The following is a 16,542-nucleotide window of genomic DNA, read 5'->3' as shown; positions in this document are numbered from 1 at the left end:
CCGGACGGGGGCCTGGCCGGGCTCCAGGCGGCGGAGGTCCAGCTGCACGGCAGGCATGCGGATACCCTGCCATCTGCCAGCCGGGAACCTCCGGTGCCGCAGCCCGTCCCGCCCCACCACCCCGACAACCAAGGAGAACCAGACCCCGATGCCGGCTGTCGTGCTGATCGGTGCCCAGTGGGGCGACGAGGGCAAGGGCAAGGCCACCGACCTCCTCGGTGGACGCGTCCCCTACGTCGTCCGCTACCAGGGCGGCAACAACGCGGGCCACACCGTGATCACTCCGGACGGCGAGAAGTACGCCCTCCACCTCATCCCGTCGGGGATCCTCACGCCCGGCTGCACCCCGGTCATCGGCAACGGCGTCGTCATCGACCCCGAGGTGCTGATCGGCGAGCTGGCCGGCCTCGAGGAGCGCGGCGTGGACACGTCGCGGCTGGTCATCTCCTCGGACGCGCACCTGATCATGCCGCACCACCGGGCCCTGGATAAGGTCACCGAGCGCTTCCTGGGCAAGCGCAAGATCGGCACCACCGGCCGGGGCATCGGCCCCGCCTACGGCGACAAGGTCGCCCGTGTCGGCATCCGCGTGCAGGACCTCCTGGACCTCTCGATCCTCCGGCAGAAGCTCGAGGGCACGCTCCAGGAGAAGAACCAGATCCTCGTCAAGGTCTACAACCGCAAGGCGATCGACGTCGACGAGGTCGTCGAGGAGTACACCCAGTACGCCGAGGCGCTCAAGCACCGCATCGTCGACACCCGGCTGCTGCTGGGCACGGCGCTGGACGCCGGTGAGTGGGTGCTGCTGGAGGGGTCGCAGGGCACGCTCCTGGACGTCGACCACGGCACCTATCCGTTCGTGACGTCCTCGAACCCGACGGCGGGCGGCGCAGCGGTGGGGGCGGGCGTGGGCCCCACCCGGATCCAGCGGGTCGTCGGGATCCTCAAGGCCTACACGACCCGGGTCGGCTCCGGCCCGTTCCCGACCGAGCTCCACGACCAGTGGGGCGAGTACCTGCGCAAGCAGGGCGGCGAGGTCGGCGTCACCACCGGTCGCGACCGCCGGTGCGGGTGGTTCGACGCCGTCGTCGCCCGGTACGCCAGCCGGGTCAACGGGATCACCGACTACTTCCTCACCAAGCTCGACGTGCTCTCCGGGCTGGACACGGTGCCGATCTGCGTCGCCTACGACATCGACGGCGTCCGGTACGACGAGATGCCGATGACGCAGACGGACTTCCACCACGCCACGCCGGTCTACGAGGAGATGCCGGGCTGGTTCGAGGACATCCGGCACTGCCGCACGTTCGACGAGCTGCCGGCGAACGCCCAGGCCTACGTCCGGCGGCTCGAGGAGCTCTCCGGCGCGCAGATCAGCGTCGTCGGCGTCGGCCCCGGCCGCGACGAGAACGTGGTGATCAGGGACTTGATCGGTTGAGGCTGCTAATTGCGGCTCTCCGGTGTTCCGTGAGTCCCTGACTGCCTTCCGTTCGTAGCGCGGCTCTGCGGCCTTCCTCGGGGACCCTTCGGGCCCCGCTCGTCAGGCCGCGGTGAGGGCCAGTTCGGCGACGGCGCGGGCGGCGTGCTCGGGGAGTCGGTGATGAGGCCGTCGACGCCGAGGGAGAGCAGCTGACGGGCGACGCCGATCGCATCGCCCAGTGCCTCGGGGATGGTGCCGATGCGGAGGTGCTCGGGCAGGAAGGCGTTCTCCGCCCGCAGGGTCCACGTGAAGACGGCCAGGCCGCGCGGCGCGCCTCGCTCACCAGCGACGAGGTCCCTCGCACCGGGTGGACGCTGCGCAGCACGCGCTCGACGCTCGGGGCGATGCCCTGGGCGTAGGTGGAGATCTCCCGGAGCCCGGCTCGGGTCACCATGCGGTCGCCCGCGGCGGCGTCGTTCACCAGTTGGACCATCTCCGGTCCCTGCTCACCCAGCCGTCCCCGCAGGTCGCGGAGCAGGCCGGCGTCGAAGGACTGCAGCAGCACCGGCCCCTGCTGATCGGTGGCCTCCAGCCGGCGGAGCTCGTCGGCGACGAGCTCCGCCATCGGCAGGCCCTGCTCGTCCGACCAGGCCGGGTGCTTCAGCTCGGCGAGCACCCGGATCCGGCGGTCGCTCGTCGAGCGGTCACGTGCCAGGTCGATGACCTCGGCGAGCGTCAGGATGCCGAAGTGGCCGTCGTACGCGGTGTTCAGCGGGCGGTACTCGGGCATCCGCTCGACGGCGCGCAGGGTGCGCAGCTCCGCGAGGGTGAAGTCCTCGGTGAACCAGCCGGTGCACTGGACGCCGTCGTGCTCCTTGGTGGTGTGGCGGTCGGCGAACTCGGGACGGCCCGCCACGTCGGTCGACCAGGACAGTTCGCTCTCGTGGCGGACGACGAGCGCGCCGTCGCGGCTGATCACCACGTCGGGCTCGATCAGCTCGGCGCCGAGCTCGATCGCCAGCTCGTAGCTGGCGACCGTGTGCTCGGGGCGGTAGGCGGGGGCACCGCGGTGCCCGATGACGACAGGACGGGGAAGGCGGGTCGCTGGTCGCGCTGCCAGCGACTCGGTCGCGCGCATGTCCGTCACGAAACCGTAATCGGATGGCTACGGGGTGAACTGAAGCGAACGAGTCGAGCACAATTCGAATGACGGAACGCTGACCAGGGCAGCACCATGCGCCCCGTGACAGATCTCTCATCGCTCGGCTGGGGCGGCAGTGACGGGCTGCAATCCGGCACCGTCCCCGGGCGGGTCGCGCGCATCGACCGAGGTCGGCTGACCGTTCTGACCGCCGAGGGGAGCGGCGCGTCGTCCCGGCGGCCGCTCTGCGCGCGGGCGACGGCACCGGTCCGGCGGTCGGCGACTGGGTCGTGCTGCGCGGTGAGCTCGCCGTCGACCTCCTCCCTCGGAAGAGTGCCTTCGTCCGCAGCGCGGCCGGCAGGACGTCGGCGGCCCAGGTCGTGGCGGCCAACCTCGACCTGGTCCTCGTGGTCGACGCGCTGGGCGACGGCGTGCGCTCGCGGCGCATCGAGCGCTATCTCGCCGTCGCCTGGAGCAGCGGCGCCACGCCGGTCGTCGTCCTCACCAAGGCCGACCTCTGCGCCGACGTCACCGCCTCGGTCGAGGCCGTCCGCGAGGACGCTCTCGGCATCGACGTGCTGCCCGTCAGCATGGTGACCGGCCAGGGCCTGGCCGACGTCCGCGCCCTGCTCACGCCCGGCCGGACGGCGGCCATGGTCGGGCCGTCCGGCGTCGGCAAGTCCAGCCTGGCCAACGCGCTGGCCGGGCGGACCGTCGCCGGCACGCACGAGATCCGGCTGGACGGCCGTGGCCGGCACACCACCACGGCTCGCGAGCTGCACCAGCTCCCCGGCGGCGGACTGCTCGTCGACACCCCCGGCATGCGCGAACTGGCGCTGCACGACGACGCCGACGGCGTCGAGTCCGCCTTCGCCGACGTCGCCGAGCTCGCCACCGGCTGCCGGTTCCGCGACTGCGGCCACCAGGGGAACCGGGGTGCGCGGTGGCGGCCGCGATCGACGACGGCCGGCTGGACCCCGCCCGGTTCGCCGGCTGGCGCAAGCTCCAGGCGGAGGCCCACCGGCAGCTGCTGCGTCTCGATGCGCGTGCCCGGGCCGAGGAGCGCGCCCGGCTGCGCACCCGGTTCAGGGCGCAGCGCGAGGTCGGCAACCGGCCGCGCGCGGGCCGCTGACCCCGCCTGGGTAGCGTCGCGAGCCGTGCGCGTACTGGTGATCGGCTCCGGTGCCCGGGAGCACGCCCTGTGCGTGGCTCTGTCCTCCGACCCCGTGGTGGAGGCACTCGCCTGCGCGCCCGGCAACGCAGGCACCCGCGCGCTCGCCGAGCCGCTGGTCGTCGACGTGGCGGACCCGGACGCGATCGCGGCGCTCGCCTCGGCGTGGTCGGCCGACCTCGTCGTCATCGGGCCCGAGGTGCCACTGGTCGCCGGTGCCGCCGACGCGGTCCGCGACGCGGGGATCGCCTGCTTCGGCCCGTCGGCGCAGGCCGCGCAGCTGGAGGGCAGCAAGTCCTTCGCCAAGCACGTCATGGACGCGGCCGGCGTCCCCACGGCGCGGGCGTGGCCCGTCGGAGGTCCGGCCGAGCTGGAGACGGTGCTCGACGAGGTGGGGGCGCCGTACGTCGTCAAGGACGACGGCCTGGCAGCCGGCAAGGGCGTGCTGGTCACCGACGACCGCGCCGCCGCTGCCGAGCACGGCCGGCGGGTCCTCGACGCCGGTGGAGCGGTCCTGGTCGAGGAGTACCTGGACGGCCCCGAGGTGTCGCTGTTCGCCGTCACCGACGGGACGACCGTGCTACCGCTGGTGCCCGCGCAGGACCACAAGCGCCGCGACGACGGCGACGCCGGCCCCAACACCGGCGGGATGGGCGCCTATGCCCCGCTGCCGTGGGCGCCGACCGGCCTGGTCGACGAGGTCCTGCGCACCGTGCTGCAGCCGACCGTGGACGAAATGGCCCGTCGGGGCGAGACCTTCAGCGGCCTGCTGTACGCGGGTCTGGCACTGACGTCGCAGGGTCTGCGGGTGGTGGAGTTCAACGCGCGGTTCGGTGATCCGGAGACCCAGGTCGTGCTGCCCCTGCTCGAGACGCCGCTGGCCGGCCTCCTGCACGCCGCCGCCACGGGCACGCTCGCCGACCACCCGCCGCTGCGCTGGCGGGACGGCGCGGCGGTGACCGTCGTCGTGGCCGCGGCGGGCTACCCGGAGGCGCCGCGGACGGGCGATCCCGTGACCGGCGCCGACGGCGACGGCGTGCTGCACGCGGGGACGGCGCTGTCAGCGGACGGTGCGGTGGTCTCCACCGGCGGCCGTGTCCTGTCCGTCGTCGGGCTCGGCCCCGACCTGGCCGCCGCGCGTCGGACGGCCTACGAACGGGTGGCCGGGGTGCGGTTGGCCGACGCGCACTGGCGCACCGACATCGCGCTGGCCGCCGTCGAGGGGCGGATCACCGTCGGCTGACAGCCGGGTGAGCATCGCAGGGAGCGCCAGCGACCGAGGAGCGGAGGCCGGCGCGGAAGCCGACCAGTGTGCGCCGCCCGGCCTGAGCCGTCGGTAGCGTCAGCCGGCGGTGACCGGGGGCGGGCCCGGTCCGGTCGCGGCTCGGGCGGCCGGGGGCCGTGGTGGCGGCGGCTGAGATAGGTGCCGGCGACGTTGGCGCAGGCCACGATCGGCACCGCGATGAGCGCGCCGAAGATGCCGGCGATGAGCAGCCCGGCACCGATCGCGAGGACGACGGCCAGCGGGTGCACCCGCACCGCGCGGCCCAGCAGCAGCGGCTGGAGCACGTGGCCCTCCAGCTGCATGACGCCCACGACGACGGCCAGCGTGATCAGCGCGGTGATCGGCCCGTTGGACACCAGGGCGACCAGCACGGCGATGGTGCCCGCGAGGAACCCGCCGATGATCGGGATGAAGGCCCCGAGGAAGACCAGCGCTGCCAGCGGGACCACCAGCGGGACGCCCAGGACGGCCAGCCCGATGCCGATGCCGACCGCGTCCACCATCGCCACGGCCGCCGTGGCCCGCACGTAGGAGATCAGGGTGCGCCACGAGCGTCGGGCCGCCTCGTCGACGTAGGCCCGCGACCCGGTCGGGAACAGGCCGACCAGCCACAGCCAGATGGTCCGGCCGTCCTTGAGGAAGAAGAAGAGCGTGAACAGCGCCAGCACGAGGCCGGTGAAGACCTCGCCGACCGTCGTCGCCGTGGTGAGGGCGCCGGTGGCGAGGGTCTCCTGGTTGTCGAGGAGTGTCTCCTGGAGCGTGGCGACGGCGTCCTCGAGCTGGCCCTGGGTGATGGGGAAGGTGCGGACGACGAAGTCCTGCACCTGGCCGATGCCTTCGCTGACCTGCCCGGCCAGGTTGTCGTAGTCGGCGATGAACCGCTCGACGACCAGGGTGATGATCCCGGAGACGACCGCGAGCCCGACGAGCAGCATCACCAGGGCCGCCAGCGAGGGTGGCCAGCCGCGGCGGACCAGGGATGCCGCGCCGGGCTGGAGCAGCGCGGCCAGCAGCAGGGCGACGATGACAGGCACCACGACGACGGCGATCGACGCCGCGGCGTACAGCAGTGCGTAGATGCCGCCCAGCACGACGATCAGCCGCCACGACCACGCCGCCGCGATGCGCAGCCCGTTCGGGACCTCGTTCTCGGCGGAGAGCCGGCTCCGCCCGGTGCGGCGCGGGTCGGCGGTCAGCAGCTGGCGGGGCTCGCCCGGCCGCTGCGGTCGCCCGCCCTCCGGCGGTCCGCTGACCCCGCCCGGGCCGACCGCGCCGTCGAGATCGGGGGCGCCGGGCTCGGGACTGCCCAGCGGTGGAGGGGTCGGGTCGTCGTCGTGAGGCGCGGTGTCGGTGGCGACGTGGCGGTCGCTCGTGGCGTCGTCGGGCATGGCGCCGTAGTGCAGGAGGACCGCGCGGTCGGCGTCGGGGATGTCGTCCCAGGCGTGCGGATCGTGCTCGCGTGCCGCGCGGATCCGGGCGCGGGCGCGGGCGGTGAGGTCGCGGGCGCGACGCCGCATCGCTCACCTCCAGGTAGGGGCCTGACGAACATCGAAGCCCCTCAGGGGGACCCCGCTAGCCCTGCGGGAGGATGACCCCGTGGCGCGACGAGCTGAGCAGAGCCAGGCGGTACCCGCATGATCGAGCGCTACACGCTCCCCGACATGGGCCGGGTCTGGAGCGATCAGCACAAGTACGCGCTGTGGTGCCGTGTGGAGACCCTGGTGCTGGAGGCGCACGCCGCCGCCGGGCGGGTGCCTGCCGACGTCGTCGAGCCGGTGCGCAACGCCCCGCCGCCGACGCCGGAACGGGTCGCGGAGATCGAGGAGACGACGCAGCACGACGTCATCGCCTTCCTCACCGCGTGGGCAGACAACACGACGCCGCGCTCGGCCGCCGCGTACGTGCACCACGGCATGACGTCGTCGGACCTGCTGGACACTGCGCTCGCGGTGCAGCTGACCGATGCCACCGACGTGCTGCTGGCCAAGGCCGACCGGCTGGTGGCGGCGCTGCGCGACCACGGCCTGGCGCACCGGTCGACGATCAAGGTGGGCCGGACGCACGGCGTGCACGCCGAGCCCGTCGTCTGGGGGCACCGCGTCGCTGACCTCGCGTTTGCCGCAGCCCGCTCCCGGGACCGGCTGCGGGCGGCGCGGGACGCCGTCGGCGTGGTGGCGATCTCCGGCGCCGTCGGCACGTACTCGCTGATCGACCCGTCGGTGGAGGGCGCCGTCGCGTCGGCGCTCGGGCTGCGGCCGGCGGACGCGTCCACGCAGGTGGTGCTGCGCGACGGGATCAGCGAGTGGGTCTCGGCGCTGGCGATCATCGCCACCGTCTGCGAGGCGATCGCGCTGGAGGTCCGGCACGGCCAGCGAACCGAGGTGCGCGAGCTGTCGGAGGCGTTCGGATCGGGCCAGAAGGGCTCGAGCGCGATGCCGCACAAGAAGAACCCGATCCGGTCCGAGCGCATCGCCGGGCTGGCGCGCGTCGTGCGCGCGGCGATCGTGCCGGTGATGGAGGGCATCCCGCTCTGGCACGAGCGGGACATCTCGCACTCCTCCACCGAGCGGGTCTTCCTGCCCGACGCCGCGATCACCACCGACTACCTGCTGAACCTGACGGCGGGCCTGGTGGAGAACCTGGTCGTGGACGCCGACCGGATGCGGACGAACCTGGAGTCGACCGGCGGGCTGATCTACACGTCGTCGGTGCTGCTGGAGCTGGTCGAGGGCGGGCTGTCCCGCGAGGACGCGTACGCCCTGGTGCAGACGGCGGCGATGGAGACGTGGAACTCCGGTGTCCCCTTCCGCGAGACCCTGCGGGCGCGGGCGGCCGCCTCGTCGGTGACGCTGGACGAGGCACGGCTGGACGAGATCTGCCGGCCCGAGCAGTACGTGGCCAACCTCGGCCCGCTGTTCGACCGGCTGGCCGCGCTGACATGACCGTGGATCTGCCCCTGGTCGCCCGCGGAAAGGTCCGCGAGATCTACGACGCCGCCCCCGACCGCCTGCTGCTCGTGGCCTCCGACCGGATCTCGGCGTACGACCACGTGCTGCCCACGCCGATCCCGGACAAGGGCGCCGTGCTGACCCGGCTGTCGGTGTGGTGGTTCGACCAGCTGGCTCCGGTGCTGTCGTCGTTCGGGGCCACGCACCACCTGCTCTCTGCGGTCGACGTCCCCGCCGAGGTGGCCGGTCGGGCGATGCTGGTGCGCCGGCTGGAGATGCTGCCGGTGGAGTGCGTGGCCCGTGGCTACCTGTCGGGCTCGGGGACGGTCGAGTACTCGCGCACCGGCTCCATCCGGGACGTCGCACTGCCGGCCGGCCTGGTCGAGGGGTCGCGGCTGCCGTCGCCGGTGTTCACGCCGTCGACCAAGGCGGAGATCGGCGAGCACGACGAGGCGATCGACTTCGCGGCCGTGGTCTCCGCCGTCGGTGCTGCGCGGGCCGAGGAGCTGCGCGAGCTGACCCTGGCGCTGTACCGGCGGGGCGCCGAGCTCGCCGAGGAAGCCGGGATCATCCTGGCCGACACGAAGTTCGAGTTCGGGCTCGCCGGCGACTCCCTGGTGCTCGGCGACGAGGTGCTCACCCCCGACTCGTCCCGATTCTGGCCGGCGTCCACCTGGTCGCCGGGCGCCGTCCAGCCCTCGTACGACAAGCAGTACGTGCGCGACTGGCTGACGTCGTCCGGCTGGGACCGCGTCTCCCCGCCGCCGGAGCTGCCCGAGGACGTCGTCGCCGCCACCCGCGAGCGCTACGTCACCGCCTACGAGCAGCTCACCGGCACGACGTTCACCTGACCCCCGACTGCGACGACGTGGTGGTCATCAGCGCTTGATCACCACCACTTCGTCGCACTCGGCGCGCTCTGTGGACAGCGGGACGGGTCGAGGCCGCCCACAGGCACGCTCCGCAGGTGCCGACCCCACCTGTCCCGTCCCGCGTCCACCGCCCGACCGATCGGCGGACCGCGAAGGCGGAGGGGATCACGGCGTGGCAGCTCCGGCACCGGGACATCGTTCGGACCTCCCGGGACACCTACCTCCCGGGCGCCGCGGCCCTCGATCTGCGGTCGCGGATCGACGCAGTCCTGCTCGGCGCCCCGCCCACCGCTGTGCTGAGCCACCTGACCGCTGCCGCGGTGTGGGAGTTCGAGCTACCGCTCGTGCCTGACGATGTGCGTGTGCATCTCACGGTCCCTCCCGGGTCGCGGGTGCGATCCCGCGCCGACCGGCGGGTCCACTGCTCTGTCGTGCCAGAAGCGGAGACACGCCGCCTCCGCGGGCTTTCCGTCACCTCTCCCAGCCGGACCTGGATCGACCTCGCCGCGGTCGTCCCCGCCGGTGCCCTGCTCGCGCTGACCGACCAGATGCTGGCGCGCCGCTTCCCGGCCGACGAGTTCCCGCGCATCCTGGCTCGCTCACGAGGCCGGCGGGGCGTCGGCCTGGCGCGCTCGGTCCTCGAGTGCGCCGACCCCTGGCCGGCTCGCCCATGGAATCGGTGCTCCGCTGGCTCATCCACGAAGCGGGATTGCCGCGTCCGGTGCTGCAGCACGTCATCCGGGACGGGCTCGGTCGCTTCCTCGCCCAAGTGGATCTCGCCTGGCCCGAACACCGCGTCGTCGTCGAGTTCGACGGGAACGTCCACCGCGATCGACGAGTCTTCGTCGAGGATCTCCGCCGGCAGAACGGCATCGTCCTGGCCGACTGGCGGGTGCTGCGGTTCTCGTCCGCGGACGTCCTGGGCCGGCCCGGGTCCGTGATCGGGACGCTCGGGCAGGCGCTCGGTTGAGCTCGCGCGGCGAGTGCGACGACGTGGTGGCAATCAGGGCCTGATCACCACCACGTCGTCGCAGTCGGCGGCACGGGGAGAGCAGGGTCACTGGCGGGCGGTCGGGACGCCGCACGCGGCCCGGTACCCTCGGCGGCGTGTCCAGGGTGGTCGTCGACGTGGTCCTCAAGCCGGAGATCTCCGACCCCCAGGGGCAGGCGGTGCTCGGAGCGCTGGGCCGGCTGGGCCACGACAGCATCACCAGCGTCCGCCAGGGCAAGCACTTCGTGCTCGAGGTCGACGGCACCCCGGACGAGGCCGAGCTGAAGCAGATCGCCGAGACCCTGCTGGCCAACCCCGTCATCGAGGACGTCGAGCTGCACCTCACCACCGACTAAAGAGAGCAATCGTGCGCATCGGTGTCATCACTTTCCCGGGTTCCCTGGACGACGTCGACGCCGCCCGCGCGGTGCGGCTGGCCGGCGGTGAGCCGGTGGCCCTGTGGCACGGCGACCACGACCTCAAGGACGTCGACGCCGTCGTCCTCCCCGGTGGCTTCTCCTACGGCGACTACCTGCGGGCCGGGGCCATCGCCGCCCGCGCGCCCCTGATGCAGGACGTCGTCGACCGCGCCAACCAGGGCCTGCCCGTGCTCGGCATCTGCAACGGCTTCCAGGTGCTGTGCGAGGCCGGCCTGCTACCGGGCGCGCTCACCCGCAACAGCCACCTGCACTTCCGCAACCGCGACCAGGTCCTGCAGGTCGAGCGGGCCGACACCTCCTGGACTCACGACTACGCGGTCGGCCAGCGCATCGTCATCCCGGTCAAGAACGGCGAGGGCCGCTATGTCGGCTCGGACGCCGATCTCGACCGGCTCGAGGGCGAGAACCGGGTGGTGTTCCGCTACGCCGACGGCAACCCGAACGGCTCCAGCCGCGACATCGCCGGCGTGACCAGCGAGAACGGCCGGATCGTCGGCCTCATGCCGCACCCCGAGCACGCGGTCGAGGACCTCACCGGTCCGAGCACCGACGGTCTCGGCTTCTTCACCAGCGTCCTGAAGGCGGTCGTGAACGCGTGACCAACAGCGCCACCGAAGGCCTCTCCGACCTCGACACCGGCCCGGGCCGGCTGGCCAACCGCCTCGACACCGTCGATCTGGCAGCGAGCACCCCGGACGACGAGCAGCCGTACTCGGAGCTCGGGCTCAAGGCCGACGAGTACGCCCGCATCAAGGACATCCTCGGGCGCCGCCCCACCACGGCCGAGCTGGCGATGTACAGCGTCATGTGGAGCGAGCACTGCTCCTACAAGAGCTCCAAGGTGCACCTGCGCCAGTTCGGCGACCTCCCGCCCAGCGATGCCCTCCTCGTCGGCATCGGCGAGAACGCGGGCGTGGTCGACGTCGGTGACGGCTACGCGGTCACCTTCAAGGTCGAGTCGCACAACCACCCGAGCTACGTCGAGCCCTACCAGGGCGCTGCGACGGGCGTGGGCGGCATCGTCCGCGACATCCTCACCATGGGCGCGCGGCCGGTCGCCGTCATGGACTCGCTCCGCTTCGGTCGCGCCGACGCCCCCGACACCGCCCGCGTGCTGCCCGGTGTCGTCGCCGGCGTGGGCGGCTACGGCAACTGCCTCGGGCTGCCCAACATCGGCGGCGAGCTGCTCTTCGACGACTGCTACGCCGGCAACCCGCTGGTCAACGCGCTGTGCGTCGGCGTCATGAGGCACGAGGACGTCCGGCTGGCCAAGGCCGAGGGCGTCGGCAACAAGGTGATCCTTTTCGGCGCCCGCACCGGTGGCGACGGGATCGGCGGGGTCTCCGTCCTGGCGTCGGAGACCTTCGACGCCGAGGGCCCGGCGAAGCGCCCGAGCGTCCAGGTCGGCGACCCGTTCACCGAGAAGCTGCTGATCGAGGCCTGCCTGGAGATCTTCGCCGCCGACCTGGTCACCGGCATCCAGGACCTCGGCGGTGCCGGGCTCTCCTGCGCGACGTCCGAGCTGGCCAGCGCCGGCACCGGCGGCATGCACGTCGACCTCGACACCGTCCGCTGCGCGACAGCACCCTGACGCCCGCCGAGATCCTGATGAGCGAGTCGCAGGAGCGCATGTGCGCGATCGTCGAGCCCTCGAAGGTCGCCGACTTCCTCGCCGTCTGCGAGAAGTGGGACGTGCTGGCCACCGTCATCGGGGAGGTCACCGACGGCGACCGGCTCACCGTCGACTGGCACGGCGAGCGCATCGTCGACGTCCCGCCGCGCACCGTCGCCCACGAGGGTCCCGTCTACGAGCGCCCGATGCGGCGTCCGGCCGATCTCGACGCACTCCAGGCCGACGACGCGGCGCGCCTGCCGCGGCCCACGACCGGCGCCGAGCTGCAGGCGCACTGGCTGGCCGTCGTCAGCAGCCCGGACGGCGCCGACAAGACCTGGGTCACCGAGCAGTACGACCGCTACGTCCGTGGCAACACCGTGCTGGCCCAGCCGGAGGACGCCGGCGTCGTCCGCATCGACGAGGAGTCCAACCGCGGCATCGCCCTCGCGCTCGACGGCAACGCCCGCTACGCCCGGCTGGACCCCTACGCCGGCGCGCAGCTGAACCTGGCCGAGGCCTACCGCAACGTCGCCGTCTCCGGCGCCAAGCCGCTCGCCGTCACCAACTGCCTGAACTTCGGCTCCCCGGAGGAGCCGGAGGTCATGTGGCAGTTCGCCGAGGCCGTGCGCGGGCTCGCCGACGGCTGCCGCGCGCTCGGCCTGCCGGTGACCGGCGGCAACGTCAGCCTCTACAACCAGACCGGCGAGGTGCCGATCAACCCGACGCCCGTGATCGGTGTGCTGGGCGTGCACGAGGACGTCCGCGCGCGGGTCCCGTCCGGCTGGCGGAACGCCGGCGAGACGGTCCTGCTGCTCGGCGAGACGAGGCCCGAGTTCGGCGGCTCCGCCTGGGCGAGCGTCGTGCACGGCCACCTGGGCGGGCGGCCGCCGGCACCCGACCTGACGGCCGAGCGTTCCCTGGCGGAGCTGCTCGGCGCCCTGGGCAAGCAGGGGCTGGTCAGCTCGGCGCACGACCTCTCCGACGGCGGCCTGGCGCAGGCGCTCGCCGAGTCCGCGCTGAGGTACGGCGTCGGCGCCCGGCTGCGCCTGACGGGCGACCCGTTCACGGCCCTGTTCAGCGAATCGACGGCGCGCGTCGTCGTCACCACCTCCGACCCGGGCGGCGTGAAGACGACGGCCCGGTGGGCCGGGGTGCCCGTGACGGAACTCGGGACCACCGGCGGGGACGTCCTGGCCCTCGACGGCGTGCTCGACCTGCCGCTCGCCGAGCTGCGTGCGGCCTGGACCGCCACGCTCCCGGCCCTGTTCGGATCTCCCGGGGTCGCCGTCGGCACGGTTCCGGCGGGCACCGTCCCGACCAGCTGATGGCCGGCACCGCCCCCATCCCGGCCGACGAGCTGCGCGCGGTTTTCGAGCCGGTTGGGACCTGGCTGGACGGCGAGGCCGAGCAGCCGCCGCGGGCGGTGGTCGGGGCTGCGGTGAAGACCAGCGCGCGCTGGCTGGCCCAGCAGGTGCCCGGCCGGTCGGTGGAGCTGCGGGTGCCGCCGCACGTCGCCGTCCAGTGCATCGAGGGGCCGCGGCACACGCGGGGCACACCGCCGAACGTCGTCGAGACCGATGCGGCGACCTGGCTGCGGCTGGCCAGCGGTCGCCTCGGCTGGGACGGCGCCGTCGCGGCCGGGAAGGTCACCGCCAGCGGCAACCGCGCCGACCTGTCGAGCCTGCTTCCCCTGCGGCCCTCAGACAGCACTGAGCCCCGCCCGCTGGCAGCGGACGGGGCCCAGTGGGAGTGCCGGCTCAGCCGAAGAGCGCGCCGGCCGCCTTCACGGTGTTGTACAGCCCGTAGGCCAAGGGGACGCCCACGAGGGCCCACGCGAACGCGATGAGGCCGGTGGGGGTGTGCGTGGTCGGCTGGTCGCCGGCCGTCGACTCGGGGAACTCATCGGACGGTGCTCCTCTCGGGGGCCGCGGCAGCGGTGGGGACGTCGGTGGGCTTGGGCTCGAAGTACTTCTCCGCCACCGGCTTGATCAGCAGGTTGGCGACGAAGCCGACGGCCAGCAGCCCGACCATGATGAACAGCGCCGGCCGGTAGTCACCGGCGACGAGCTGACCCGGTGTGCCCCGCGAGTCGAGAACACCGTTGACGATCAGCGGGCCGGCGATGCCGGCGGCTGCCCACGCGGTCAGCAGCCGGCCGTGGATGGCCCCGACCTGGTAGGTGCCGAAGAGGTCGCGCAGGTACGCCGGGACCGTCGCGAAGCCACCGCCGTAGAAGCTGATGATGATGGCGGCGGTGATCACGAAGATCCAGGTGGCCGAGCTGCCGAGGGTCGCCAGGATGACGTACAGGACGATGCCGACGCCCAGGTAGACCATGTAGATCGGCTTGCGCCCGATGTAGTCCGAGGTCGAGGACCACACGAACCGGCCGGCCATGTTGAACAGCGACAGCAGGCCGACGAACCCGGCGGCGGTGGCGGCGAGGACCGTCGAGGTCTCGCCGGTGCGGAAGAAGTCCTGGATCATCGGCGCGGCCTGCTCGAGGATGCCGATGCCGGCGGTCACGTTGCAGAACAGGACCGTCCACAGCAGCCAGAACTGCGGGGTCTTGATCGCGTTGTTGGCCGAGACGTTCTCCGTCGTCACCAGCGACTTGGCCTTGACCGTCGACGGGTCGAAGCCGTCGGGCCGCCAGTCGGCCGCCGGCACCCGCACGATGAACGCGCCGAACATCATGAAGACCAGGTAGACCAGGCCCAGGGTCAGGAACAGCAGGGCGACGGAGTTGCCGCTGGGCACGGTGCCGGCGGTGCCGTCGTAGCCGGGGTCGTAGAAGTTCATCAGCTGGCGGGACAGTGGCGAGGCGATCAGCGCACCGCCGCCGAAGCCCATGATCGCCATGCCGGTGGCCAGGCCCGGGCGGTCGGGGAACCACTTGATCAGCGTGGACACGGGCGAGATGTAGCCGATGCCCAGACCGATACCGCCGAGGAAGCCGTAGCCGAAGTACAGCAGCCACAGCTGCTCGGTGTAGATGCCGAGCGAGCCGACCAGGAAGCCGGAGACCCAGAACACGGCCGAGGTGAACATGGCGGCGCGGGGGCCGTTCTTGTCCACCCAGGTGCCGAAGACGGCGGCGGAGAGGCCGAGCATCACGATGGCGATCGAGAAGATGATGCCGATCGCGGTGAGGCTGGCGTCGAAGTGCTCGACGAGCGCCGTCTTGTAGACGCTGGTCGCGTAGGCCTGGCCGATGCACAGATGGACGGCGAGAGCCGCCGGCGGGATCAGCCAGCGGTTGAAGCCCGGCCGAGCGACGATGCGCTCTCGTGCCAGGAAGCTGGGTACTGCCACGGAACAACCTCCGAGGACGGGAACGGCGCGGCCGGTTGGACGCAACCTGGTCGCGCACTGTGACGTTTATCGCGACCGGTCGGACGGTACGACGCCGTCCGGGTACTCGCGCGTTCAACATGCCTTCGATACCGGTACGTGATCACCTGCATGCACACGGGACCCGCCCGGCCGGTCGATGTCTGCCGCCCTAGGCTCTCGCCATGGCTTATGAGGTGAAGGGTGTCGTGGCCCGCAGCAAGGGCGCTCCGGTGAGCATCGAGACCATTCTGGTGCCCGACCCGGGGCCGGGTGAGGCCGTCGTCGACGTGCAGGCGTGCGGGGTGTGCCACACCGACCTGCACTACCGCGAGGGCGGCATCAACGACGACTTCCCTTCCTGCTCGGCCACGAGGCGGCCGGGATCGTGTCCGCCGTCGGCGAGGGCGTGAGCAACGTGGCCGTCGGCGACTACGTGGTCCTCAACTGGCGGGCGGTGTGCGGTGAGTGCCGCGCCTGCCTCAAGGGCGAGCCGAAGTACTGCTTCAACACCCACAACGCCGCGCAGAAGATGACGCTGGCCGACGGCACCGAGCTCAGCCCGGCGCTGGGCATCGGCGCGTTCGCCGAGAAGACGCTGGTCCACTCCGGCCAGTGCACGAAGGTCGACCCGGCCGCACCGCCGACGGCGGCCGGTCTGCTGGGCTGCGGAGTGATGGCCGGTGTGGGCGCGGCGATCAACACCGGTGCGGTGCAGCGCGGGGAGACCGTCGCGGTCTTCGGCTGCGGCGGTGTCGGTGACGCCGCGATCGCCGGCGCGAAGCTGGCCGGCGCGAGCACGATCATCGCCGTCGACATCTCCGACCAGAAGCTGGAGTGGGCGAAGAACATGGGCGCCACGCACACGGTCAACTCGAAGGAGACCGACGCGGTCGAGGCGATCAAGGCGCTCACCGGCGGTTTCGGGGTCGACGTCGCCATCGACGCCGTCGGGCACCCGAAGGTCTTCGAGCAGGCGTTCTACGCGCGCGATCTGGCCGGCCGGGTGGTGATGGTCGGCGTCCCGACGCCGGACATGGAGATCACGCTGCCCGCCATCGAGATCTTCGGCCGCGGCGGGTCCATCAAGTCCTCCTGGTACGGAGACTGCCTGCCCAGCCGTGACTTCCCGATGCTCGTCGACCTGTACCTGCAGGGCCGCTTCGACCTCGACGCCTTCGTCTCCGAGACGATCGGGCTGGACGACGTCGAGGAGGCCTTCGAGAAGATGCACCGCGGCGAGGTCCTGCGGTCCGTGGTGGTCCTGAAGTGAGCGGCGCGAGAACGACGGGCGAGCGAGCATCGCAGGGAGATGCCGGGAGTCGA

General features: G+C 72.4%; 15 protein-coding genes and 1 pseudogene. 12 read left to right on the top strand and 4 right to left on the bottom strand.

The annotated features are described in order from the left end of the window. Window positions 1–148 precede the first annotated feature (148 nt). Window positions 149–1,438 carry an adenylosuccinate synthase gene (locus tag U6N30_RS26830; RefSeq protein ID WP_324274663.1) on the top strand — a complete coding sequence of 430 codons (1,290 nt, stop codon included), beginning with the start codon at window positions 149–151 and terminating at the stop codon, window positions 1,436–1,438. Here the strand turns inward: U6N30_RS26830 and U6N30_RS26825 are convergent. Then, a complete protein-coding gene (locus U6N30_RS26825) occupies window positions 1,419–2,558 on the bottom strand; it encodes a glycerophosphodiester phosphodiesterase family protein (protein ID WP_324274662.1) in 1,140 nt (379 codons plus the stop codon). The two genes, U6N30_RS26830 and U6N30_RS26825, sit on opposite strands and share 20 nt — an antisense overlap. 293 nt (window positions 2,559–2,851) lie before the next feature. Here U6N30_RS26825 and purD point away from each other — a divergent pair, with 293 nt between their 5' ends. Continuing rightward, the gene (gene purD, locus U6N30_RS26820) at window positions 2,852–4,975 is read left to right on the top strand and encodes a phosphoribosylamine--glycine ligase (RefSeq protein WP_324274661.1); all 2,124 of its coding nucleotides are present in this window, start codon (window positions 2,852–2,854) and stop codon (window positions 4,973–4,975) included. On the opposite strand, the gene U6N30_RS26815 is transcribed toward purD, so the two are convergent. Continuing rightward, the gene (locus U6N30_RS26815) at window positions 4,882–6,534 is read right to left on the bottom strand and encodes an AI-2E family transporter (protein WP_324274660.1); all 1,653 of its coding nucleotides are present in this window, start codon (window positions 6,532–6,534) and stop codon (window positions 4,882–4,884) included. The genes purD and U6N30_RS26815 overlap by 94 nt on opposite strands. A 117-nt stretch (window positions 6,535–6,651) precedes the next feature. Here U6N30_RS26815 and purB point away from each other — a divergent pair, with 117 nt between their 5' ends. The 8 genes and pseudogenes from purB to U6N30_RS26775 all read left to right on the top strand — a co-directional run. After that, window positions 6,652–7,959 carry an adenylosuccinate lyase gene (gene purB, locus U6N30_RS26810; RefSeq protein ID WP_324274659.1) on the top strand — a complete coding sequence of 436 codons (1,308 nt, stop codon included), beginning with the start codon at window positions 6,652–6,654 and terminating at the stop codon, window positions 7,957–7,959. After that, window positions 7,956–8,816 (top strand): phosphoribosylaminoimidazolesuccinocarboxamide synthase, encoded by an 861-nt coding sequence (locus U6N30_RS26805; RefSeq protein ID WP_324274658.1) that lies wholly within the window; start codon window positions 7,956–7,958, stop codon window positions 8,814–8,816. Before purB ends, U6N30_RS26805 begins: the two co-directional genes overlap by 4 nt. Window positions 8,817–9,507: 691 nt before the next feature. Next, the gene (locus U6N30_RS26800) at window positions 9,508–9,807 is read left to right on the top strand and encodes an endonuclease domain-containing protein (protein ID WP_324274657.1); all 300 of its coding nucleotides are present in this window, start codon (window positions 9,508–9,510) and stop codon (window positions 9,805–9,807) included. Window positions 9,808–9,944: 137 nt separating this feature from the next. Beyond that, window positions 9,945–10,184 carry a phosphoribosylformylglycinamidine synthase subunit PurS gene (gene purS, locus U6N30_RS26795; protein ID WP_179708536.1) on the top strand — a complete coding sequence of 80 codons (240 nt, stop codon included), beginning with the start codon at window positions 9,945–9,947 and terminating at the stop codon, window positions 10,182–10,184. A gap of 11 nt (window positions 10,185–10,195) precedes the next feature. Continuing rightward, a complete protein-coding gene (gene purQ, locus U6N30_RS26790; protein ID WP_324274656.1) occupies window positions 10,196–10,867 on the top strand; it encodes a phosphoribosylformylglycinamidine synthase subunit PurQ in 672 nt (223 codons plus the stop codon). Continuing rightward, entirely contained in the window at window positions 10,864–11,859 is a 996-nt protein-coding gene (locus U6N30_RS26785) for an AIR synthase related protein (RefSeq protein ID WP_324274655.1), read from the top strand. The genes purQ and U6N30_RS26785 overlap by 4 nt, the downstream gene beginning before the upstream one ends. A gap of 17 nt (window positions 11,860–11,876) precedes the next feature. Beyond that, window positions 11,877–13,208 carry an AIR synthase-related protein gene (locus tag U6N30_RS26780; RefSeq protein ID WP_324274654.1) on the top strand — a complete coding sequence of 444 codons (1,332 nt, stop codon included), beginning with the start codon at window positions 11,877–11,879 and terminating at the stop codon, window positions 13,206–13,208. After that, window positions 13,208–13,564 (top strand): annotated as a pseudogene (locus U6N30_RS26775) (sterol carrier family protein); the annotation flags it as partial. The gene U6N30_RS26780 and the pseudogene U6N30_RS26775, both read left to right, overlap by 1 nt. Before the next feature lie 76 nt (window positions 13,565–13,640). Here the strand turns inward: U6N30_RS26775 and U6N30_RS34670 are convergent. Both U6N30_RS34670 and U6N30_RS26770 read right to left on the bottom strand, forming a co-directional pair. After that, entirely contained in the window at window positions 13,641–13,706 is a 66-nt protein-coding gene (locus U6N30_RS34670) for an MFS transporter small subunit (protein WP_422678148.1), read from the bottom strand. A gap of 76 nt (window positions 13,707–13,782) precedes the next feature. Further along, on the bottom strand, window positions 13,783–15,198 hold the full coding sequence (locus U6N30_RS26770; RefSeq protein WP_324274652.1) for an OFA family MFS transporter: 1,416 nt from the start codon (window positions 15,196–15,198) through the stop codon (window positions 13,783–13,785). Between the two features lie 203 nt (window positions 15,199–15,401). Between U6N30_RS26770 and U6N30_RS34665 the strand changes: the two genes are divergently transcribed. After that, on the top strand, window positions 15,402–15,629 hold the full coding sequence (locus tag U6N30_RS34665; protein ID WP_422677985.1) for an alcohol dehydrogenase catalytic domain-containing protein: 228 nt from the start codon (window positions 15,402–15,404) through the stop codon (window positions 15,627–15,629). After that, a complete protein-coding gene (locus U6N30_RS26765; protein ID WP_422677984.1) occupies window positions 15,605–16,489 on the top strand; it encodes an S-(hydroxymethyl)mycothiol dehydrogenase in 885 nt (294 codons plus the stop codon). The genes U6N30_RS34665 and U6N30_RS26765 overlap by 25 nt, the downstream gene beginning before the upstream one ends. The last annotated feature ends 53 nt before the right edge of the window (window positions 16,490–16,542 follow it).

The organism is Blastococcus brunescens (assembly GCF_035320885.1).
Lineage (GTDB): Bacteria > Actinomycetota > Actinomycetes > Mycobacteriales > Geodermatophilaceae > Blastococcus_B > Blastococcus_B brunescens.
The sequence above is the reverse complement of the archived record's forward strand: the minus strand, read 5'-3'. Positions and strand labels throughout refer to the sequence as shown.

Bases quoted from the DNA above. Each gene is read 5' to 3' on its own strand.
- U6N30_RS26825 (WP_324274662.1), bottom strand. From the start codon at position 2,558: ATGCGCGCGACCGAGTCGCTGGCAGCGCGACCAGCGACCCGCCTTCCC.
- purB (WP_324274659.1), top strand. From the start codon at position 6,652: ATGATCGAGCGCTACACGCTCCCCGACATGGGCCGGGTCTGGAGCGAT.
- U6N30_RS34665 (WP_422677985.1), top strand. From the start codon at position 15,402: ATGGCTTATGAGGTGAAGGGTGTCGTGGCCCGCAGCAAGGGCGCTCCG.
- U6N30_RS26805 (WP_324274658.1), top strand. From the start codon at position 7,956: ATGACCGTGGATCTGCCCCTGGTCGCCCGCGGAAAGGTCCGCGAGATC.
- U6N30_RS26800 (WP_324274657.1), top strand. From the start codon at position 9,508: ATGGAATCGGTGCTCCGCTGGCTCATCCACGAAGCGGGATTGCCGCGT.
- U6N30_RS26830 (WP_324274663.1), top strand. From the start codon at position 149: ATGCCGGCTGTCGTGCTGATCGGTGCCCAGTGGGGCGACGAGGGCAAG.
- U6N30_RS26815 (WP_324274660.1), bottom strand. From the start codon at position 6,534: ATGCGGCGTCGCGCCCGCGACCTCACCGCCCGCGCCCGCGCCCGGATC.
- U6N30_RS26780 (WP_324274654.1), top strand. From the start codon at position 11,877: ATGAGCGAGTCGCAGGAGCGCATGTGCGCGATCGTCGAGCCCTCGAAG.